Source organism: Mixta tenebrionis (genome assembly GCF_006517625.1).
GTDB lineage: Bacteria > Pseudomonadota > Gammaproteobacteria > Enterobacterales > Enterobacteriaceae > Mixta > Mixta tenebrionis.
This window is the reverse complement of record NZ_VHQI01000007.1, coordinates 256,302-279,452: the sequence shown is the minus strand read 5'-3', so window position 1 is coordinate 279,452 and position 23,151 is coordinate 256,302. Positions and strand designations below refer to the sequence as shown.

The window sequence follows — 23,151 nt, the reverse complement described above, 5'->3', positions numbered from 1 at the left end:
GTACGGAGATCCTGAGTGTAGAAAATATCAAAAAGAAAACAGACGGCGCCATCGGAGGTGATGACCCGTAATGTCAGGGGATGCTTAACCGCACAGCACCATCGCTCGTGCCGGATCGAGAGCAATCAGCCCGGCCAGCAGGCTGTCCATTTCAGGGGCGAAACGGGCTCTGTCGCTTTCACAGCGACCGGCTTTCATGCGCAGCAGACGAAGACGGCGGGCCTGTACATCGAACAGCAGTCCAGGCTCCCACTCGCTGAGGGTCAGCTGCGGGGCGCTGTCGGTCAGTTCACCCAGCAAATGGAGGGCGAGTTCATTACGTCCGTACTGCTCTGCCACCTTTGCCATCAGCAGACGGAGCAGCCAGCGGCTGCGGGGTGAGGCCATGTCCGGGCGATTCTGCAGCCAGCTAAGTGCCGCCTCCGGGCCCTCACTGTCGCCCTTCTCCATCGCCTCCGCTTCCAGTGCCAGAATGTCATCTGCCTGAGCGGCGGTGGTCACTGCCGGCTCGTCACTGAAGCCGGGCATGTCATCGTTGACCTTTTCGGCAATCCAGTTCAGCGTCACCTCATCGGCCAGTGGCGTACCGTCATTCCAGGCAAGTGTCTCCAGGCCGGGAAGACGTTTGAGCATCAGCTTCAGGTCGCTCAGAATATAGTCGGCCCATTGCTCCCAGGGAGCGCCGGCACGGCTCAGCCCCTGCCACAGATACCACTGCAAATCGAGCCAGAAACGATTCCCGCCCTCGGTGAACATCACGTCCACCTGCTCCACCAGTTCGGTCCAGCTTTGTTGCAGATACAGGCGTTTAAGCTGGGCGCGGTAGTCAGCTTTTGGTGGCAGCAGGCGTGTCCGGCCGCTCGCATCGAGCGCCGGCAGTTGCGTCACCAGGTCCCAGCGGGCGGCTTTCATCATCCGGTGGGCGGCAAGCCAGCCCTGAGGCTGATCGACCACCCAGCCGGACAGTACGCGCAGTTGACGGACCAGCTCCACTTCCGATTTGACGGCCGCGGTTTCCGGCACTGCGGTAACCGACGTCGGTGTGCTGTGTGTGCCTTCACCTGTGCAGTCCGGGCCGGATGAAGCCACCGGCGTATCCAGCCCACCACTACCGGCAAGGCGGGTTTCCAGTGTGCGCAGCAGACCGCTAAACGAAGGGCGTTCAGTCTCCGGCAATTTTTCCAGCGCGGGCTCCAGCAGGCACAGGGCCGCCGCCGTTCTGGCGGTCTCTTCCCGCGTCACGTCCGGCCAGCGTGAGAATGCATCCAGCACTTTCTCACTGTTCAGCCAGTCGAGTGCTGCCAGCCTGGCGGTACTGCGCTGCGGATGGCTGTGTTGCCCCGCCTGCTCCAGCATGGCCGTCAGCAGCAGGACGCCATCGGTCAGACCCGCATCGCCGTCACGCTGCAGGCGGGCCCATGCATACCAGGTCACCACCCGGATATCGCGGGCATGTCGGGTCAGAATGCTTTCCGCCAGGCAGCAGAGTACGTCGGTATCAGTGCCGGAAAGCTTGTTGATCTCCTCGCGCATCAGCTGGAAATCATCCTCATAGGTCGGGTCGTCCCCGGCTCCATTACCGGTCGGGAGTGGTGTCAGCCACGGCGACCACAGAGAGAGGCTTTCCCGGCTCTTAGCGAGCAGTGCGGTACGCTGGTCCACATCCGGAAGACACAGGGTCAGGAGCGTTTCTGCCGTCGCCATTTATTCGTCTCCGGCAAGGGTCAGTGAGCCGTCAGTCGCGCCCACGGAAAAAATGGTCTGCGGCAGGCTGAAGCCCTGCAGTTTAAGTAACGCCAGTGGCCCGTCACCGAGTTCGCTGCGCATAATGAATTTCAGCGGATTACCGTCCGGGGTGATCCACACCAGCTGGGTGCGGCTGCTGTCGAGCGGAGTGAGCAGCGCCTTATCCAGCAGGCGGATAAAGCCCCAGTTCCCCTGGTTGCTTTCATACAGGCGCATTTCGGTGTTCACTGAACGCCAGCTCAGGTCCACACCGGGGTAATACGTATTACCCGGCCAGGTGAAACTCTGCCAGCTTTCCATCTGGTTGAAGTAATCCAGTTTCTGACCATCCAGCGTCAGCTGGGTGCGGGCCACATCGCGCGACGGGCGGGCCATCAGCTCGAAATGCACACCGGCATCGCCCTGGGCAAAGACGATATCCGAGATATCGGCCAGCTTATTGATAGCGGCAAGAAATGCGGGGCTGATACTCATTCCCTGACTGGCAGCCGGATCCACCACCCAGTGGCTGCCTTCCTGATGGAGGATGCCGCCAAGGTTAGTTTTGATAAATGCTGCGATACGCCCGGAGTCGCTGCGCAGGAACTGGGCCAGCAGTGGCAGAGAAGCATCGCTGCCGGTGGCCTTGAACGGATAGCGTCCGGCAAAGGCGGTATTCCACTGTGAAACAATGGTGCTCTGCCAGCGGGCGTTGAGGCTGCCTGCAACTGGCGCCAGCACCTGACGCCAGGCCAGATCGAGTGGCTGCACAAACAGCGCCTGCCCGAAGCCGTTCCATTCCTGGCCAAGACTTGCCGCCACCAGACTGCCGTAGTCACGGGTGTCGGTCAGATCGATAGCTTTACCCTGGAAGACGGTCTGGGCCAGCATCTGCGCCATCGCCTGCGGATCGGGGGCACTGGTCACCTGCTGGAGTTTGAGCCGCACCTGAGTCACGCGGGCCAGCCACGACTGGAAGCTGAGGTTACCGTTACGCCCGGTGCCGTCCTTACCGGCCATCAGGCTGGTCAGGGGGCCAAACACACCGTCCAGCGGACCTTTAGGCCCCTGAGCCTGCTCAATAAACTGTTTTGCACTCTTCTGACGAACGACCAGTTTTTTCGCCGAGTCCACCAGGGTGTCAGCCAGGGCTTCTCCTTTGGCACCCGTCTGCCCCTGCCAGGCAAGGGTATTCATCAGCGCCACCAGAGGTGACTGGCGCACATCCGCCAGCAGGTTCAACTGGGCAATCGCTTCGGAGAGCGAGGCGGCTTCATGCCACTGGATACTGTTGGCCATGTTGAGCCAGGCGTTACCAAAATCGGTGAAATAGCGTTCCGTCAGACGCAGTTTAAGCGCTTCCGGTGACACATCACTGCCCGGCTGATGGGTTTTATCAGTAAGCACCCAGTCGATTTCATCGCGGCGGGTTTTCACCACCTCATCAATCGCATCCTGCACCTGTTCTTCCCAGGCCTGGCGGGTGAACATCCCCGGCACCACTTCTTCCGAGGAGAACAGAGATGAGGCGTCCGTATCGCCGGTCATGTCCGCGAGGGTTAAATCCGGCCAGTTGCGCGCAATGCGCCCGAGCATCTCCTGATACAGACCGGATTCGGCATTACGCTGACCAATCTGCTTGAGCAAAATCTGGCGCACCGTACCCACCAGTTTGCGGTCGGGGGTAGTTTTCCACTCCGGGTGTGCCGGTAAGTTCTGCGCCCAAAAGCCGAGCAGTTTCGGGGCCTGTGTCTGCCACACGCTGTCCGGCACACCGCTGCGGTGCGGCCAGGCTTTCAGCATATTGCCGGCCAGCCAGTTCGCATCTGCTTTATCGGGACGGGCCAGCATCAGGTAGCCTTTCAGCAGGTTATAGGTTTTTTGGGTCGCAGACGTACGCGCATCGCTTGCCGGCGGCAGTTGCACAAAGGCATTGAGCTGGCGGTGAAGCTCTTCGGCCAGCGCATCACGCATCAGCGTCTGGTTGTTACGGGCGTACAGTGGCCAGAGCATCTTCAGCGTGTCGCTGTCCTGGTTCAGGCCAAAGCGGGTGTACCACGGCGCACCGTGCACTTCGCGGTTCTGCAGGCGGGCAATAGTCTGTTGAAGCGCAAGCTGGTTACGCAGGCGCTCCGGCAGAGGCTGTTTTGTGTCAGCGGCAACCCGGGCCGTATCCTGCGCCAGCCAGATTTGGGTGCGGTTAACGGACAGGGACAGCAGCGTACCTGCGCCCCAGAGCAGAACCAGCCCCAGCAGCACCAGGCGCAGCACTTTCTGCCAGTGGAAACCGATTTTACGGGTATGCACCTGCAGGCTGTCATTCTCAAGTTCCTGCCAGACTGCCGGTGACAGGCGCGCATGCGGTACTGTTTCGGTTCCCGGCAATGCCGGGCTGAACATCACCCCACGCAGACGGTAAGGGGCCGGCCCCGACATAAGCGTGGCCAGCAGCGGGACCAGGGAGCGCCATAGCGAGCCACGCAGGGCTTTTGACAGACTCAGCAGCCAGTGATGCTGTGAATTCTCCAGCAATGCTGCCACGCCGGGCGTCTGCAATTCTGACGACAGTGTGGTGAGTGTCTCGCGGGTCTCTTCCGTTGTTGCGCCCGGACCAAACAACGCGCCGGTTGGGGGCACACCTTCCCCGTCATGGGCCCAGGTATCTTCCCGGATAAGCCACAGCCAGACCGGCAGCTGCCAGCCCAACAACGTATCGGTTTTCTGACGTACACGCACCAGCGTGTCCTGCTTCGCCGTATCGGGCAGTGCAGCCGTGTTCATTACCTGCACCACGCCATCCAGCGGACGCTGTGGTCGCACTGCTTTCAGCACGGACAGGAACTCATCATCCGGCACGCTTTCCGCCAGACCGCCGTAAATAAGCACCACCCCGTCACTTTCCTGCCAGTGATCGCGCTTAAGACCCGGTACCACCTTTTCGATATCGCTGTCGGTACCCTGTACCAGCAGCAGACGCACTTTCGCTTTCCAGCGGCGACGGTAGCGCAGACGCAGGTGATCGACCAGAGTCTCTGCCACAAACCGGGAGGTGTCCGCGTCGGTATGTTTTGCTTCAGGCTGGGATGCAGCAGCCTGCTGTCCGAAGGCGACCACATCCAGCTTTCCCTGTTTCTCACCATTCCTGGTGAATACGGTTTCAAGCACCCAGCCGATAATCAATGCTGTCAGCATCTGCAGCAGGCTGATAATCACTATGCCGGTCGTACTGAACGGCCCGATGTTGAAGGTGTCCCTGACCCACTCCGGCCAGAACCAGAGTACGCCGCCAATAAGGCAGACAGATAACACGCCCAGGAGCAGCGTAAGGAGAAAAGTGGATGCGATTTTCATAACGGAGGAGAGCAATCCCTTGAGAGTTATTCCGGGGTGACAATACAGAGTTGTCGGTTGTCTTCTGAAAGTTCGGTGACAATTAGCTGAGCTTCGCTGTCGCTCAAACACTGACGGGTCGCCAGCTGTAACGCCTGCCAGGGAGCGGCAACACCCGCAAACCCGACAACCGTATCAATATGGGTAATTTTATCGGCTTTAAGCCCCGGGGCATGTGCCTCCCGGGCCTTGCTGAAGATATCGCCGGAGGCCATCTGACCGCCGCTGGTCCAGGCCCGCTTCAGACTGGTTTTATCAAGCCCTGACCACATCATGACGCGCTCAAATGCCAGATTCAGATTGCCATCGCGACATATCTGCGGCCGGTGAACTTTGACTGACACGTCCGGGATATCCTTCAGACGGCAGTTGGTCAGCAGTAACACGGAAATGGCCTCGCCACTGTCCTCTGGCGGGTGTTCGTAAAGCTGAGCGCTGACCACCAGTAACGCAGCAGCACGGTCATAATGGCAGTCCAGCCAGTAGTCGAGGATTTCCAGCCCCGTCAGGTCGCGAATGCGCACCAGTGGATGAGTAACGCTTTTTTGCAGGAGCGACGGCAGTGTCGAAAACTGTTCACCGGTATCCACCGCCAGATAGCAGGTCAGCGTCGGAGGGAGCAACGCCACCAGATTCCGGACATGGGCGATTACCTCCTGAAAATAATGCGCTTCCCGGTCAGTCATCTCTCCGGTAGCGGCCAGCGCCCGGTGACGAACCGGGTTGCCACCATTAACGGGTTCGCAGGGCATCATCAGGGGCTTTTTGGCTAACACAGCCTCATGCGTCATCAGACTGGCAGACCCCAACCCGTTAATCAGGCCTTCACCGATAAGCCAGGCAAAGCGCTGCCCGCGCTCAACGTCTGCGCGGTACCGGGCAGCGGTTGTGGCGTTTTTTCTTTCACAACGGTCACGAAGGAGCACGTAGCCAAAATAGCGCCCGACAACCAGTAAGCCCCACAACACGACAGGCAATCCTGTTGCCAGCCCCCAAAAAGCTGCACCAGCGCGCTCGCTTTTCCATAAAGGGAAGGTGGCCGCAGTCCCTGCCAGCAGCATCACAATACCCAGGAGCAGCCAGCGTTTAAAACGCGGACGGGGCGGCAGTTTCTCCTGCGCGGGAATGCGCTCAAGTTCAACCGGCACGTTTAGCCCACCAGGGCATTGGGCAGTGAGCTGATAAGCGTGCAGCCACAGCCACACTTGTGGCCGTGGAACGCCACAGGGACACCCCGATCGCGATAATTTGGGTGACCTTCGACGATTGTGGTGTCGCCATGCTCAGGGCAGGAAACACGATCACCTTTGCGAGCTACGCCGATATCACCGAAGAACATGGTTGTTGAGCAGGACAGCACTGCACCACCGTGAGTGGTTTTATCGCCTAACCGGATTATTCCTTGCATATACTTCCCTTGATATTATTTATAGTCAATAAGACTCAAACATGGATTTTGAAACTTCACTACCATTTTCAGAATGACCTTTATCGTTTGAATAATCAAAAGACATATCATTAATTTTAACAAGCTTGTCATTGTCGAATGAGTAAATAGCTTTGCTATACTTCTCGCAGCAATCATCCTTTGAATCAAACACTATATTTTTAGTGAATGGTCTGTATGTCAACGTACCATTTACGCCGCTTAATAACTTCTGCTCCACAAAGCCTTTATTGGTTGAAATATACACACTCTGACTCCCATTATTTGGCCTGTGATCAGTCCTGGCAATTACGTCATAAAAACCATCACCACTAACATCTATAAAATCGATGGTAGGAGTGTCAATAGATTCCGGCAAGGATATATTTTCAACTTTACCATTGAATTCCAACTTCAGTTCGGAACCACCATTCTCAGAATCAGATATTTTTACACCACTCAACAGACCGTCTTTAAATGAATCATGAGTTAAAAGGGTTATAGGAAGACATTTTTTCCCACACCACTGACCTTTGTATCCATCTACTGTAGGTTTGAGCGTTATCACTGCTGTACTTTCACCTACTTTCTCATTCAATACAACCGAGTCGGCAGAGGACGTTCCGTTTAGCAATATGTTTTTCTTGAATTTATTATAAATATAAACACCAGAATACGTCCCGCTGGATGCAGTAAGGCTCATTGTGATGTTACTTTTCCCTATTGTGCCGTTATATAAGGAAGTTATAGTATATTCAGCATTAACTTCTTCGGATGCATTGCAAAAAAAAGAAAACACACAAACAGACAATAATAGTATTTTTTTCATTTCAATCACTCCAGACCAAATGCATTCTTAGCTATCGATAGTTTTGCCACTCGATCATCCATGTGGTTCGGTTCTTTAGCTTTGTCAGGATAATAAGGTTTCTTTTGTACAGCCCAGCCATTAACATAAACTGACACCCAGTATATGTCATCTTTATCAGCCGAACTGTTTAACTTAGGTTTTATGTATCTCCAAAAGTAACCAGATGCTAATGCCGCATACCTTGGGTTGTTTGAAAGGTGGCTAGCCTTAGCTGTTGTTGATGTTATATCGAATGAGTTGTCGTTAAGTTTGGTTCTTAGATACCGCTGACATTTTGTATAATTATCACGGCCTGTAATTTGTAATAACCCCCTCCCTTTAAACAAGGGACCATCTCCAGCTTGATTGTTACCTAAATCACTACGACCTTCGTAGGCTTTTCCTGATGCAGTTTCTTCAGTATATTTAAAGAAGCCAGTTTCATGAAGGATCTGCGCCATAAAATGCGCTTTTCTCAAAGGGGTATTTATTTCAAACAGCTTCATTGTTTCATTTAGAGGTTCAAGATAAATCTGTACATATTTTTCTTTGTCGGCAGGAAGCATTGCTTTTAATTGCTCGTAGGTGATCATTTCCTCGCCATCAGAAAGCGCATTCAAAAAAATCACCGGATGCATATGCCAGACAGGTTCCCCACTGCTGAATCCCTCCACCTTGCTCATCCATTCCATGTCGTCAAACCACTGTCTGACATAGCTGACACAGAGGGGATCCAACTGTTTTAAAAACGTTCTCCATCGATGATGGCTGCTGCCACCGAACCATTCACTGTCGTGTCTGACCACCATTCGCGCCGCAATATCCCTGACATCCAGCTCCGCGTAATTAACCGCATGACGCAGTTCTTCGCCGGAAAGGTCGCCACTGTTATCGCTGTCCATTTTCCGCAGCAGGGCTTTGTAGTAGTCAGAGACCTGTTTTTCCCGGATACCACGCTCAGGGCGTACCCACTCTGCAATTCTGGTAAACCCGTCTTTAATCCAGCCTTCATGCAGGGATTTCGTCATATCGGATGTGGACGGCTCTTCAAATGCTTTAAAGCCCAGTTTATCCAGGTCGTACTGGCCGATATCCGCATCGACATCGTCTTCGCTGAGCCAGGCCCCGTCCCCGATATCAAACCAGCGCTTGCCACTGCTGTCTTTGAACGGATGGCATTTATCCTGCACCATAATTTTGTGAATATCTTTCTTCACCTGTCCTTTGGTTTGGGTGAAGTTATCGCCGGAACGGCTATAAATGAAACTTTCCGGGTGGATATAAACGTATTTCGGGCCGCTCTTCACCTGTGCCTTATTGCTGAGAAAGTCGATCATCCGGCTGTCGGTGCTGAGCACTTCAATGTGTACGAACGCACTTTTCTCCACACCGTGTAAGTCGCAGGGGGCAATGTCTTCCGCAAGGTAGCCCACAGCATCACCTGCTGCAACCTCCAGTCTGGTTGCAGGTTTAACAACGGTATCAAATGTGCCCTGTGCAACCGCCTGCTGCATCCAGGCTGGCAAGTGCGCTCTCTGCTCACCTGCGGGGGTCACATATTGCGGGTCAAGCGCCATCCAGAACGCCCCGCCGATCATTTCGGATTTGCTGTTCAGCATCCGGGCAAGCCCGAACGTCTGTGTCTGCCCCTTCAGATCGAAAGTGATCTCACGCAGCACAATGACGCAGTCGCCCGTTTTCAGTTTATTCTTCGCAACCGGTGCCTTATCTCCGTCTTTTTCCTGGCCGGTGTATTCACGCTGACTCAGCCCGTCCCCCTTGTCAGTAACCTGATACAGCTTGTGCTCCGGAAAGGCAGACAGCGGAGCAAGCCCGATATACAGCGCGTAAAAATCGAGGCTGTTGTCCTTCTTTTCGGGATCGGGGGTACAGGTCGATTTGACCAGCACAAACGTACTGGAATACTGCAGCGGGTTATTGATGTATTTACCGGTCAGATAGTCCTGATTAATACGCCAGGCCACCACTTCACCGCCCGCCATAAACTGAAGCGGTACCGCCGTGTCTGCCGTCTCGCTTGTCAGCACGGAACCCGGGGCGCTCTTGCTGGTGATGTGGATCCCGCCGTGCCACATGTTATTTGTTCCGGCCAGCCAGGAGCCATGCGGCTCCTGACAGAGCGGCTGCATCATGTCATCCACTGTGGTGTACTGCTCACCATTCGCTTTTCGGGCAGGAAAACAGATCTTCATTTCGGTTATCCTTAACGTGAAGGGATATTACGTGTTTTGGGCGGCGTCACGCTGGCGTTTGTCTGGCTAAACTTAGGCGGCGTAATGTCCATGCTGCCACCCGCCATCGGTGAGCGATAATGCGCAGATTTGACCAGGTAATCCCCCGGGGTTTCTTCCAGAATGCCGCCGTTGTCCAGCGTGATACTGGAGCCGCCGCCGTTAAGTCGCAGTTTAGGCGCACTGATGAGCAGTTCATCCTTGTTACTGCTGATGGTAAACAGCAGCTCCGATGTCATCTCCATCGAACTCGCCTCTGCGCGGATTTCAACATCACCCTGATTAGCAATCATCTTCGCCCCGGACTGATGAGCAAAAAGCCCGACAGACTCGCTGGCGGACAGCGTGATGTTCTTCATCGCCCCCATATCGAGATGCTGACCCGCACTCAGGATGGTGTTATGTTTACTCGTCATCTGAAGGTGCTCACCCGATGTGAAAGCAACGCCCTGCGGCGCACTCCCCAACAGTGCAGCTGACTGGAGGTCTCTCAGACGGTTTTCCAGCAGGCTGTTCTGGGTTTCCAGGTCACAGGTGAGCGCCTGAGCCTGCTGCGCGAGAAGATTGAGCCGCTTCATTTCTGCTGCTGACTGGTTCAGGCGTTCAATAGCCGGTGCCATGTCCAGCACTTTTCCCTGCGCTGCCGGCTGTGCATCTGCGGTCAGGAACATTCCCCGTCCTGCACGCAGCGCCCCGAATTCATCGGTACGCAGCTCAAAACCGGTCCCGCGCTGCTCACGCTGGTTGTCCACGACGTGACCACCATTTAATTGGGTCTTACCAAACGGGGTGGCGAGCTTGAAATGCTCTTCCTGACGCTTATCTTCCAGGCGAAGTTTGTTATCCCCCGCCGTGCGCCAGACGTTTCGCGTGTAATTGTCGCGGGTGACGTGATCCGGGTGTTCAGAATCATGCTGGGCGTGGGCGATGTAGGGCCTGTCCGGATCACCGCTGTCAAACATCACGGAGACTTCAGTCCCATCGAGCAGCGGTGAGTGAAAGCCGTAGGTGTCTCCGGCATAGGGTTTGGCCATTCGCAGCCAGAGGTAGGCGTATCCCTGCTCCGTCTCACTGCGGTCAAAATCAAGACGAACCCGGTAACGGCCCTGGTTGTCCAGATACGCATAAGTGTCGCCCTTCTCGTCGCTTTCCACCCGGGCAGGTAACGTACCGGCGACAACCGGACGCTTCAACAGTGCCGGGCGATAGCAGACGGTTTCGCTGTAAGGGATCCCCGTGAAGCGCAGCTGAAAACCTTTATCGCGTGCCCCGGAGGTATGAACACCGGTGATGACAATGCCATCTTTCAGCGATTCAGGGACATTGCCCTGGGCTTCCAGCACTTCGCCGGGGGCCAGAACCGGACTACTGGAACGCCCGGTGACAAGCTGTTGTGCGTTGAGTGCGCGCTCATGACGGAGACGGGCAAACCAGGCACCGCCTTCCGGGGTGTCTGCATCCCCTTCACTCAAAAACGGCTCCGCGTAGTGGTAGGTCTCGCCGGTGGTGGCCCCGCCTTCCTGGCGGACGGTCGCCGAACTGTCCTGCGGCGTCAGCGCTTCACGGTAGTTATAGTCGCGGTTCGCCACACTTCCGGTGACCACATGGTCTTCCGGGCTGATATCCCAGACGCTCTCCTGACCGTTATCACTGGTGCGTGAGGGCGGGATCACCGGGAGTTTTACGCCAAACTGATACTGCATCTGGCTGTCCTGGAAAATCACCACATCCTGTTCAATGCGGCTGTCCATCTCAAAACGCCAGAAAATGCCCACTTCCGCCAGCAGGCGCTGGATAAATTCGAGATCCGTCTCGCGCCACTGGGTGATCAGTTCACGGACCGGATAATGCTGCAACTGGCGAAACTCAAAGTCCGCCCCTTCGAGACCATGGGAGCGGAGAATTTGCTCCACCACTTCCGGCACCGACTGATTCAGATACACTTCGCTGCGATGAGTGTGCTGCATCAGGGCTATACGCGGCACGATGCGCAGGGCATAGGTGATTTCATCCCCTGACATCGAGATCCGACGGAATGTATCCACCACGCCGTATACTGTGCGTACCGGCACCGCTGGCGTACCATCAAACAAAGGTGTCTGGAAGGTGAAGGATGCCGGTTTCAACATGACTTCACTGCTGGCAATACTTGCCGCACAGGTAACGGTGACCTCGTAACGCCACGGCTGGCTGAGTGATTCGCTGGCCCGAAAGCGCAGCACGTCCAGGAAATGCGGACACTCATGCACATCCACCCGGTAGCGTGACAGACCCAGGGCTTCATCAGTCGCCTTCTGCGCCAGGCTGCTTAAGCGTTCAGTCATCGTTCACCTCCTGTTGGGTATTCTGCTCGGCATCAAACTCCAGCACGATGCCCTCTTCCTCATCCCAGCCAAGCGTCAGACTGTGCGGTTTTTGCTTCGCAGCCATGTGAGTGAGCAGCTGCTGACTCAGTACCGGCAGGATTTGCTGGTTGAGCAGGCTGTCAACATTACGTGCCCCGGTATCCGGCAGCAGACAGGCAGCGGTTAGCGTATCGTAGAGACTGTCACCGATGTGTGTTGTCAAGCCGTAGTGACGCTGTAAGCGCTTGCTCACCTGGTCGAGTTTCATTTCCACAATGGTGCGCATCGCCGCTTCCGCCAGCGGGCGGTAAATCACGGTCTGGAAACGGGCCAGCAGCGCGGGCTGGAAGTGATCGCGCAGGATCGGGCGCAGCAGTTCATGGAGATCACCTTCGCTGGCGTCCGGCTGTTCATCCAGCAGCTGCATAATGTGGTCGCTGCCGAGGTTGGAGGTCATCAGAATGACGGTATTGCGGAAGTCGATTTCACGTCCTTCGCCGTCGCGCATAAAGCCGCGGTCGAAAACCTGATAGAACAGGTTCATCACGTCGCGGTGCGCTTTTTCCACCTCATCAAGCAGCACCACGCTGTACGGACGTTTTCGTACCGCCTCGGTCAGAATACCGCCCTGGCCGTAACCCACATACCCCGGCGGGGAACCTTTCAGTTGGGAAACGGTATGTGGCTCCTGGTATTCGGAGAGGTTGATGGTGATAAGGGATTTTTCACCGCCGTACAGCACATCCGCCAGCGCCAGCGCACTCTCGGTTTTACCCACGCCGCTTGGGCCGACCAGCAGGAACACGCCCTGAGGACCGTTCTCAGACGTCAGGCCGGTTTTGGCCGCACGCAGACGCCGGGCAATAGCATTCAGCGCCGCTTCCTGACCGACCACGCGCTTACCGATTTCAGCTTCCAGGGTCAGCAGTTCGGTCTGTTCGTCCTTCATCAGCGAGGAGAGCGGCACGCCGGTCCAGTCGGCAATCACGTTCGCCACGGTTCGGGTGTCCACATCCATAGAGAGCAGCGGTGAGTTGCCCTGCAGCGCCGACAGCTGGTTTTGCAGAGTGGTGATATCGGCCTGGCGGCTGATGTCCTGGCGCACTTCGAGCAGCTGTTCCGTCAGGCTCAGCTCGCGACCATACTGACTCTCCAGAATATCGAGTTCGACAATCAGGTCGTTCTGCTGCTGTTCAATCGCCGCCAGACGTTCGCCGTGCTGGTTGCTGCCCAGCGCGATGTCTTCCAGCAGGGCCTGCTTTTCGATTTCAAGCGAGGTGAGCTGCGCACGGTACTGGGTCAGTGCCTCCGGTACCGTGTCGAGGCTCATCCTCACGCGGGCACTGGCGGTATCCAGCAGATCAACGGCTTTGTCCGGCAATTGGCGGCCCGTCAGATAGCGGCGTGAAAGCGTAACGGCGGCGCGTACTGCATCGTCAGTGATGTGCACGCCGTGGTGTTCGGCGTAGCGGGATTTCAGGCCGCGCAGCATCAGGCAGGCGGTATCATCGTCCGGCTCGTCCACCTTCACCATCTGGAAGCGACGCTCCAGCGCAGCATCACGCTCGAAGTACTGCTTGTATTCAGACCAGGTGGTGGCGGCAATGGTACGCAGTTCACCACGTGCAAGAGCAGGTTTCAGCAGGTTGGCCGCATCTGCGCCGCCCGCCTGGTTGCCCGCCCCGATAATGGTGTGCGCTTCGTCGATAAACAGCAAAATCGGCACAGGTGACTGCTGCACGGCATCAATCACGTTTTTAAAGCGCTGTTCGAACTCACCTTTTACGCCCGCGCCCGCCTGCAGCAGACCGAGGTCCAGAGTTCGCAGCATAACGGTTTTCAGGCTTTCCGGCACGTTGCCTTCTGAGATGCGTAGCGCCAGTCCTTCCACCAGGGCGGTTTTACCGACGCCCGGCTCACCGACCAGGATCGGGTTGTTTTTGCGGCGGCGGGAGAGAATATCCACCATCTGGCGGATTTCGGTGTCGCGACCAAACACCGGGTCAATCTTGCCCTCTCTGGCTTTGGCGGTGACGTCGAGGGTGAACTTATCCAGCGCGTTCTGCAGTGCCGGTGACAGTTCACCGTCCTTTATGGTTGTGTTATCACTGGCACCGACCGGACGGCCGACCATTTCCACATCGTCACCCGTGTTGGCCAGTTCCGCTTCCTGCTGCACTTCCGGACGTTCGTCCGACTGCGCATCCAGCAGTGGACGCAGACGCTCCAGCTGACTTTGTGCCAGGGTCAGCATCGGCCACAGACCGTCACAACGCAGCAGTTTCGGTTTACCGGTCAGGGCCATCAGCAGATGAATGCCGCGAATGTGCTCTTCACCATTGAGAGAGGCCAGCAACCAGGCTTCCTGCATCAGCATCTGAATGTTTTCCGAGAGCTGTGGGCGGTGGCGCACCGAGCGCGGTTGATTATCCAGCCAGCCGAGCAAATCCTGCCACAGCGCATCCATATCCCACTCGTAGCGACGGGCGAGCACCGTCAGGTCACCTTCACCCTGCTCAAGCAGCTTCAGCAGCCAGTGCTCAGGCAGGATTTCCGCATGCGCACGGGTCTGGCAGAGCGAGGCCGCCCCTTCCATCGCACGGGCACAGTAAGGATTCAGGCGGCGTAACAGAACGGCTGGATTTTCCATGGATTTCATTCCCTCTCTTTTTGACACGCTACCGCCCCTGGCCGTTACCCGATGCCCATAAGGTCAGTGCTGATAAAATGTATGGCTGCTTTGCAGAACGTCCGCGAGGCAGGCGTTATGCAAAACAAAAAAGCGGACAGAGAGACTCCGTCCGCTCGTGACTTACGCGGTGGCGCGTTCGTTCCAGGAATCGGAATGAATAATGTTGCCGTCTTTGTAGGTCCAGGTGATTTTTTCGTAGCGCAGCTCGATCTGCTCAAGGTGGTTGTGCTTCTCGTAAGAAGGATCCTTGATGTCATGCATGACCGGATTCACTTTCACCACTTTCACGTTTTCTAACTTCGTGTTGAAGTACTCGACTTCCTGACCTGCGTCGTTGATTTTGTACCACTTGAATTCCGCAGACTTCAGGGTCTGACCGGTGGTCACCGCCTTGTAAAGGTACGGGCTGGAGGAGTCGATTTCTTTGGTGAATTTGAACGGCGTGTGGATACGCGTACCGGTCAGCTTGCCGGTGTTGTTATCGGTCGGGATATACAGGTTATGCTCCTGCGCCACCACTTCGATGCTGCCATCACGATCCTGAACGTCAACAGACCCTTTAATGTCCGCGCCGCCATCGTCTTTCAGCCAGAGATAAACAGGAATTGCCATGGAATTACTCTCCATTGTGTTGTGATGCGTCATCATCCTGCGATGACGCTGAGGGTTTGCCCGGTATCTGGCAGGCGTCGGCCTGCGGTACCAGACTGATTTCGACACGACGGTTGAGCGTACGCCCTTCCGGGGTGTCATTGGTTGCGACGGGACGGCTTTCGCCATAGCCCTGCACCGCAAAACAGCTTTCCGGCACATCACCGGTATCCCGCATCCAGTTACGTACCGACTCAGCACGCTTCAGAGACAGCGTCTGATTCAGTTCCGGGTTACCGGTGTTGTCGGTGTAACCACTGACCACAATCAGCCAACCCGGTTTGGCCTTGATCCCCACCAGGGAATTGACCAGCATTTTGGTCGAACCGCTCTTCAACACGGACTTGCCGGAATCGAACAGCGACATGCTGTCGAGACGAATAATCTTCGGTACCGGTCTGGGTTTCGGCTTCGGTGGCAGCGGCGGTGGCACATACGTATCAATCGTCTGCTGAACCGCGAGCCACAGGCGTTCGCCCGGATACAGCCCCAGACCATAGCGTTGCGGAACCCCCTGACGCTGCCAGCGCTCCAGTAGCAATGCATCCTGCTGCAGGGCGTGCAGCGACCGGGCTTTCGGCGCGTAGTGATCCATCGGAATGGCCTGCCAGCGGTGCAGATCGGCAGCCACCCGGCGGATGAGGGTCTGGTTATGCATAACAGACAGCGCGAGGGCACCGAGTGCGCACAGCATCAGGACCACCACCACCCGACGTCCGGTTTTACCGCCCTGTAACGGTGTGGTGTACGGTATCAGCAGCGGCAACACCGGATCGGCAAAATGCCAGCGCTGCTCATGCGCACAGACACGGATCGCAGGAGAAATGCGGGTCAGGCGGAACAGCCACTGCGACCACAGAGCGCTGGCAGCAGTCTGTATCAGCCCCAGACGCAGTGTGACGGCAAACGGGCGTATCGCCGGACACAGTCGGTCGGATTTGCCCAGTTCATCCAGCATGACCGAGTGAAGCATCGCGGTGGCCTGGGTGAGAAACGGCTGAACGGTGGCAGTCTGTGCCGTACGCTGCCACTCACTGAGCGTCATCGCCGGTTCGTCTTCCGGGCACACCAGAGACGTCGTACCCCGTACCACTATCCACGGCGTCTCCGGGCCACTGAATTCTGCATTCAGCACCACCGGAACGTCATACCCGGTCAGTCCGCGAAGCTGCTTCACCTGCAGGCGCAGTGCTTTCAGGGACGCCCGCAGCTGCGCCTCGTCGTCATGGCTGTCCGGCAGGCAGCGGTACATCACCGACAGCTGACCAGCCATTACCGGGGAGCGAGCCAGCAAACGGGTGGCCAGCGTCATCAGCTCAGTCAGCTCTGCCACCCGGAGGTACCAGCCCTGGGTCGTGCGTCGGAAAGGTCCCGGCGCGAACATGTTGTCATCCACATCCCCGCAGACCAGCACCACCGGTCCGGTATGATCTTCCGGTGGAAAGTCACCGGCATTCTCCACCTGCTGAGCCGGCTGCAGGTGACGGTAACGTCGGAGGATTATCCACCCGCAAACCAGCAGCGCCGCCAGCGTCAGCAGTGATTTACCTGTTCCCCCCCAGGCCAGAAAGCCCCATACCAGCCACAGCACGGCAGCCAGACAAACCAGCACCGGTAACGCCGCACGGGCAAGCGTTCGTCCTCCCATCAGCGCAGCTCCGGCAGTTGCTGGTGCAGCAGGTCCTGCAGCCAGAGATGACCACCCAGCCACACCGCACCGGTCAGCACGACGGCCAGCACAATCCAGAACCAGACCGAGCGCAGCAGGTTGTAGCGACGTCGTCCGGTTTTGTGCACCACCAGGGAGGCAGCAATTTCCAGCGCCGGGACGCGTTCATTAAGTGCAGCGATCACCTCATCACGACGGGATTGCCCCACCCCGGACAGGCTGTACTGCCCCTGGAATCCCAGCGCCAGTACCCGCTGGTAGCACGTCAGCACCGCAGGCTCCGGAGCTGGCTGGCGCAACACTTCTGCGATACGGTCGTACAGCGCACCACCGGCACGCAGGGTGCCGAAGTAGACGGTCTGTAACGGCGCTGAACGCCAGGCTTTCTGGGCCGCATCCAGCGTGACGACCGGAGTGGTGTCTGCTTCTTCAGCCACTGGCGACGGCAGCTTACCGGCCCCGAATGCAGGCGACTTATCTACAGGCTTGCGGTTCAGGACGGTTTCATCCAGCAGGGCGCACTGGGCATAGGTGATGTGATCAATGCTTTCACTGTCATACCCAGCACGCTCCAGCGCTTCCCGCACGCTGTCCACCTGCCCTTTACAGGCAGCGTAAAGCGCCGGGCCATCGGTGACCTCACCACCGTGACGCAACTGCGCCACGGTGAGCCAGGTTTCAGCCATCAGGGCATCAATATCGGTGTCTTTTTTCATGAGCGCAGCACCGCAAACAGTTCCAGCTCCAGCTCACCAAGCACGGACGGAACGTAGAACACACAAACCCCCTGATCGAGCATTTCACGCGCGGCATCGCTCTCCATATCCAGCACAAAATACTGATTCTCCAGACGTACCGGCAGTGCAGCTGGTACGCGGCTGAGCGCAATCAGGCCGATCCCTTCCACGGCCACGCCCGAGACCTCACCTACATTTGCCGGGGCTCCGGCAATACAGACTTCCGCAAAACGTTCGGCAATCTGCCAGGCAGGCTGGTTAGAACGAACAGACAGATAGAAATCGGCTTCATCACGCAGACGGATATCGTGCAGTACCGCTTTCCAGGTTTCCGGATCCATCCGGTCCATTCTGACTGCCACCACGCGTGACGGCAGGCTTGCTTCCAGCAGTTCGCTGATGAGATCAAACAATGGCGGGAAGGTGTTTTCAGGCAGGCGGTGGTTATACCCCGGAATGGCATCCAGGTCATGCTCCAGCGAGAAGGTCAGCATACTGCCGGCAAGACGCGCCAGCTCCGCCCAGACCTGCTCAGGATGTCGGTCCGGGAAGCGCTCATATTCCGAGAGCACACGGGCATGAGAGTTCAGGGCATTGAGCAGCCAGAACAGCGACACGTCGGCGACCGCAAAATCGGCCATCCGGTCATTACTCTCGCGGCGCATGGACATCAGACGCTGACGGCGTGAGCGCAGCTGACGGTTTAACAGCGCCAGTCGCTCACACAATCCACGGCTGGCCGAGAACAGCGCCATTGGCGGGATAAAATCCGGATCCTGACGCCAGCCCCCCTGCCCGTCCCGTAACAGACGGGCAACGGCGCAGGTATCCCATGCACCGTTGTCTTCATGTCCGAAACGAAAGGCCAGATTAAAGCGGGCCACCGCCATCGACTCTTCTTCCTGGCCGAAACGATCGGCGATCGTCTCCCAGGCTTCCCGATAGCGCAGCGGACGCTCTGCCGGCACCGTGTCAGACTGCACATTCACGATCCCGGCCTGCATAACCGGCAACGCCACATACACCGTCACCGGGCCATTACCGGCAGAAGCCGGAGCCTCGATTTCCCGCGGCTCCGGTGGCAGGTCGCTGAACCGGGTATCAACCAGCGTGTCATCCGGAAGCCACAGACGCAGCGACTGCGCCTGGACCCGACCGGAGGCCAGCATCGCCTCATCCAGCTCTATCTGACCGACGCCCCAGGGGAACGCACTGCCACGGGCGGCAACACCGGCCCGGGAAAGTGCGTCCCACTCAGACTGCTGCTGGAACTGCTGCGGGGCCAGTAGGGCCCCTTCGTTCCATAACGGACGATGAATTTTCATCCCTGATTTCCCCTCGCCTTACGATTTGGCTTTCGGCATCTGGGAAACCAGTGACAGGTTGACGTCCATCCCTTCCACCTGGAAGTGCGGCACGGCATACAGCTTCACGCGGAAGAAACCCGGGTTGTCTTCGATGTCTTCCACCACCACTTTCGCATCGCGCAGCGGGTGGGAAGCCTGAAGCTCGTCGCCAGGGTCGGTCATTTCGGTCACCAGGCTGCGCACCCAAGTGTTGAGCTCGAGCTCCAGCAGACGGCGGTCTTTGGTGGTGCCAATATTTTCGCGCTGGATAAGCTTCAGGTAATGCGCAATACGGGACAGCAGGAAAATGTACGGCAGACGGGCGTTGATACGGCTGTTGGCCGTGGCATCCGCGGTGTCATACAGTGCCGGCTTCTGGGTAGAGTTAGCGCTGAAGAAGCAGCTGTAATCGCGATTCTTGTAGTAGGACAGCGGAATGAAACCGAGGTTGGCAAATTCAAATTCGCGGGTTTCCGGGATCATCACTTCTGACGGGATCTTGACCTGATTGCCGGTGCCCAGGTCATACAGATGGATTGGTAAGTCCTGGACGGCACCACCCGCCTGCGGGCCACGAATTTGTACACACCAGCCGTTATTAATAAAGCTGCGAACCATGTTGGATGCAAAGGCAAACGAGGCGTTGGTCCACAGGTATTTGTCATGATCCGGACCCTTCACTTCTTCAACGTAGTTGAAGCTGCGCACCGGCACGGTGTCCGGGCCATACGGCAGGCGACCCAGCACGCGCGGCATCACGAGGCCGATATAGCGGGCATCGTCCGTCTCGCGGAAGGATTTCCACTTGATGTACTCCGCACGGTCGAAGTAGTTACCAATATCTTTGATGGCTGCCACTTCCTCCATGCTGTCTTTCAGGAAGAATTTCGGGCCAGCGGAGCCGATAAACGGCATGTGGGCAGCGGCGGAAACTTTTGAAATATTGCGCAGCAGGGCAACATCCTGCGCAGACGCATCAAATTCGTAGGCAGAAATCAGTGCGGCAATCGGCTCACCACCCGGGGTATCATACTCATCAATATATGTATGTTTATACAGTCCGCTCTGGATGATTTCCGGGCTGTCTTCGAAGTCCTGACGCAGGTCTTCTTTGGACATATCCAGCAGCTCCACCTTTACGTTCTGGCGAAAATCCGCTTTATCAATCAATGATTTAACGCCGCGCCACAGGCTCTCTACCGCCTGGAACTCTTCGCTGTGCATGACCGCATCCAGCTGACGGCTAATCTGGTAGTCCAGCTCCGCGATATGGTGGTCAATCAGGTTTTTGTCGAGTTTTTCAACTTTTGAGCCCGATTTGGTCAGGCACTCCAAGAACACCTGCATCCCCGCGGTTAAACGTTCATCCGCCGTTGCATCCGACATCGCCTGCGCGTCCTGCCAGATATCCAGCGCGCTCAGCTCGGACACCGGGTTCAGGTTGATTTTTTCAAACAGGGACGCATAAACCCCGCCCGCAGCAGGACGTTCCAGCACCACGCTTTCGCCACCAGCCGCATTCTCATTTTTTACAGACATCAGCATCTTCCTTATTAATCCGTTAAATCATCGTGACCGTTATGGCTGTTTCGGTGCCAGAGCAGACAGCTCTGAGCGAAGTTCTGCGCTTAACGCCGGATCGAGCAGAATTTTTTCCAGCTCTTTACGGAAAGCCTGGTTGTCCAGCAGGTTCGCTTTTAAATCGCGAAGCAGATTGCGCATGGACAGCATCGCCTTCAGCTGAGGGATTTGCCGGGAGACCTGCTCTGGGGTAAAATCTTTCATGCTCCGGAAGGTGAGACTTATGTTGTCTTCGCTGCCGTCATCAGCAAGCGTGTTTTTAACGGTCAGACTGACGTTTGGGGAATATTCGGACAACACTGAATCGAAATTATTTTTATTCAAATCAACTTTTTTGCGCTCAGACAGGGGCGCAGACTCCTGACCATTACTGAAGTCGCCCGCCACCAGCAATTTCAGGGGGAGCTCCGTTTTCTTGCTCGCGCCACCTGTGTGCAAATCAAGTTTTAAATTAATACGCGCTTTAGGGATTTCGGACTGAAAGGAAGAGTTAGACATGGCTGTCCCTGTTCTATGGAGTAATAGAAACGGTCAATGCCAGTGAGAAATAAAATAAGAAAAAATTACCCTGCCAGAACAACTTTCCGGTTCGCGTCATCCGACGTAAATAAAAATACCGGAACTAAAAAGCGGGCGCCATTCCATCCACCAGCATGCCGACACTGTATTTTTGAGCATTTGTCTGAAATGAAAAATTTCGGATAAGACCCAATAGCCGGAGTGTAGGAACGTTCCCTGCCAGATCGGAAATGAAAAAATGTAACAAAACTTTACATTTATAAGCTTTAACAATAAAAGATCATCTTTCTGATTTATAAGGATTTTCTTGCATAACCCCTTCAGGCCTTATGGGATAAGGGTGTGCAGCAAATGATCAATTTAGCTTAGGGGAAGGTTTTGTACAAAATACCACCAATCACGTAAAATATCTGATTTTGTACTTTTATCAAAAATGAGAAGCAGACGTGACTGAGCAAGTGAAAAATTGACGACATTTTCAGGTTTTCATCATTTCTTATTATTCATTTAAACGGGGCTTCTTTGTTTTCGACAGAAGAAAGGAAATTTCACGACAGCCCTTAACACATCCCTTAATACCAGGAGGTGAGCACGATCTGGATACCTGCCATTCAGGGAATTTCAGATTACCTGATGCGTTGAGAATATTTGTCCTATTGCTCAGGTTGTAATGCGATCCGGTTCGATGCCATCATGACAGACGGGAGGAGATGGGTCTGAAAAACCTCTGTACATGCTGACAGGTTGCCCGTCACCAGAAACTCAACCGGCGCAACCAGTTTGCCCTCATCCGAAAATCCACAGGTCAGAGCCGACTTCCTTACCAGCAGTGCATTCGTATCGCTGTATTCCTAGACCAGAAGCGCTTCACTGCCCCAGTCTTTGTCACTTACCACGGCATTGATCCAGCCCTGAGATTTAAGCTGTTCAATTGCGTACGTCAGTCGATACAGATCCGATTGAGCGGAAACAGAACCTGTGCAGGAACGCCACAGATATTCAAGGCGATTAAGCAAACTGGCAGCCAGGCCGTTGTTGCGCCCCAGTGCCAGTAACCCTTCAATATCGGATGCAATGGCTCGTGGAAACCGTTTTTGCTTATACGCCACCGCTAACCAGCGTAGCAAAAATGTATGCGTGCTGAGTGGCGACAATGCCTTGCCATCCTGCTGCACGGTACGTAATGCGACAAGGGCGCACCAGGCAAAATGTGCAAGTTCAGCGACGGTTTGTTCCGGAGGTAGAGTATCGTGAGTTCTTTTCATCAGGGAATTATATCGGTGCTGAGGGTACCGGAAAAGACCAAAAAGTGATCGTGTGGGGTCAGACGGAACATCATCACGGTAACCAGTACGCTCACGGGCAAATAACACCCGTTCTGGCCGTAATCACGGGAGGTACCATGTTATCCATTCCGGCCTTCAACCGGCCAAACGGCACGGTAAAAGCGTTCTTATCTGAAAGATGACATGCTGGTAACGTTATTATCAGTGTGTATCACCGCACACCATGCCTCTCTGAGTATCCTGCTCATGTCTTGCTGTACGACCCCATCGCGCAAGGCCCCCAGCGTATCAAGATTCATCAGCAGCAGTATTTTGCGCTCTGGTGCACTGGCAGACTCCCACATCCATCGCAGGATCGTTGGCGGTGAACTCTGGCGCGCCTGCTGACGCTGGCGCGAATATTCGCCGGTGCGCTGCCAGACTTCAGTATGAAAACGCAGAATCAATGACCGGTATTCGCTCATGGTTTCTCGATACGGCAATTTCAGCGTAAAGCTGAATGCCGCCAGTCGCGGGTAATGGTCAACGGCCTGTTGCAGAAATGCACGCGTACTGACGGCATCCGCGCTGACAGCATCAGAAGCCCGTGTGTAAGAATGATTCACAATGCAGACTCTCTTTGGGTTAAATCAGGGAAGACCCCGCCAGTGCGGCGGTATCTGGTTCATAAAGGCGAGGGAGG

Annotated in this window: 16 protein-coding genes; all 16 read right to left on the bottom strand. The window is 56.0% G+C overall.

Annotated elements, in window-relative coordinates:
• Positions 1 to 84: 84 nt before the first annotated feature.
• The 16 genes from tssA to FKM52_RS13615 all read right to left on the bottom strand — a co-directional run bounded on the left by tssA (position 85) and on the right by FKM52_RS13615 (position 23,074).
• On the bottom strand, positions 85 to 1,704 hold the full coding sequence (gene tssA, locus FKM52_RS13690) for a type VI secretion system protein TssA (protein ID WP_141176724.1): 1,620 nt from the start codon (positions 1,702 to 1,704) through the stop codon (positions 85 to 87).
• Entirely contained in the window at positions 1,705 to 5,076 is a 3,372-nt protein-coding gene (locus FKM52_RS13685; RefSeq protein ID WP_141176723.1) for an ImcF-related family protein, read from the bottom strand. It lies immediately after the preceding gene.
• Between the two features lie 26 nt (positions 5,077 to 5,102).
• Entirely contained in the window at positions 5,103 to 6,263 is a 1,161-nt protein-coding gene (locus tag FKM52_RS13680; protein WP_141176722.1) for a hypothetical protein, read from the bottom strand.
• Positions 6,264 to 6,265: 2 nt separating this feature from the next.
• A complete protein-coding gene (locus tag FKM52_RS13675; protein WP_032651267.1) occupies positions 6,266 to 6,523 on the bottom strand; it encodes a PAAR domain-containing protein in 258 nt (85 codons plus the stop codon).
• Between the two features lie 25 nt (positions 6,524 to 6,548).
• Entirely contained in the window at positions 6,549 to 7,370 is an 822-nt protein-coding gene (locus FKM52_RS13670; RefSeq protein ID WP_246085532.1) for a hypothetical protein, read from the bottom strand.
• Positions 7,371 to 7,375: 5 nt separating this feature from the next.
• On the bottom strand, positions 7,376 to 9,604 hold the full coding sequence (locus FKM52_RS13665) for a hypothetical protein (protein ID WP_246085531.1): 2,229 nt from the start codon (positions 9,602 to 9,604) through the stop codon (positions 7,376 to 7,378).
• An 11-nt stretch (positions 9,605 to 9,615) separates the two neighbouring features.
• Positions 9,616 to 11,967 (bottom strand): type VI secretion system Vgr family protein, encoded by a 2,352-nt coding sequence (locus tag FKM52_RS13660; protein WP_141176721.1) that lies wholly within the window; start codon positions 11,965 to 11,967, stop codon positions 9,616 to 9,618.
• Entirely contained in the window at positions 11,960 to 14,638 is a 2,679-nt protein-coding gene (gene tssH / locus FKM52_RS13655) for a type VI secretion system ATPase TssH (RefSeq protein WP_141176752.1), read from the bottom strand. Before tssH ends, FKM52_RS13660 begins: the two co-directional genes overlap by 8 nt.
• A gap of 162 nt (positions 14,639 to 14,800) precedes the next feature.
• A complete protein-coding gene (gene hcp / locus FKM52_RS13650; protein WP_141176720.1) occupies positions 14,801 to 15,292 on the bottom strand; it encodes a type VI secretion system effector Hcp in 492 nt (163 codons plus the stop codon).
• Between the two features lie 4 nt (positions 15,293 to 15,296).
• The gene (locus FKM52_RS13645; RefSeq protein WP_141176719.1) at positions 15,297 to 16,979 is read right to left on the bottom strand and encodes an OmpA family protein; all 1,683 of its coding nucleotides are present in this window, start codon (positions 16,977 to 16,979) and stop codon (positions 15,297 to 15,299) included.
• The gene (gene tssL / locus FKM52_RS13640; protein ID WP_032651250.1) at positions 16,979 to 17,716 is read right to left on the bottom strand and encodes a type VI secretion system protein TssL, short form; all 738 of its coding nucleotides are present in this window, start codon (positions 17,714 to 17,716) and stop codon (positions 16,979 to 16,981) included. The genes FKM52_RS13645 and tssL overlap by 1 nt, the downstream gene beginning before the upstream one ends.
• A complete protein-coding gene (gene tssK / locus FKM52_RS13635; protein ID WP_141176718.1) occupies positions 17,713 to 19,062 on the bottom strand; it encodes a type VI secretion system baseplate subunit TssK in 1,350 nt (449 codons plus the stop codon). The genes tssL and tssK overlap by 4 nt, the downstream gene beginning before the upstream one ends.
• 18 nt (positions 19,063 to 19,080) lie before the next feature.
• Positions 19,081 to 20,628, bottom strand: coding sequence for a type VI secretion system contractile sheath large subunit (gene tssC / locus FKM52_RS13630; RefSeq protein WP_141176717.1), 1,548 nt, complete (start codon positions 20,626 to 20,628; stop codon positions 19,081 to 19,083).
• Between the two features lie 33 nt (positions 20,629 to 20,661).
• Complete coding sequence (tssB, locus tag FKM52_RS13625) at positions 20,662 to 21,162, bottom strand: type VI secretion system contractile sheath small subunit (protein WP_032664111.1); 501 nt, start codon at positions 21,160 to 21,162, stop codon at positions 20,662 to 20,664.
• 872 nt (positions 21,163 to 22,034) lie between these two features.
• The gene (locus tag FKM52_RS13620) at positions 22,035 to 22,448 is read right to left on the bottom strand and encodes a DUF2913 family protein (RefSeq protein ID WP_246085530.1); all 414 of its coding nucleotides are present in this window, start codon (positions 22,446 to 22,448) and stop codon (positions 22,035 to 22,037) included.
• 188 nt (positions 22,449 to 22,636) lie between these two features.
• Positions 22,637 to 23,074 (bottom strand): YagK/YfjJ domain-containing protein, encoded by a 438-nt coding sequence (locus FKM52_RS13615; RefSeq protein ID WP_141176716.1) that lies wholly within the window; start codon positions 23,072 to 23,074, stop codon positions 22,637 to 22,639.
• Positions 23,075 to 23,151: the final 77 nt, after the last annotated feature.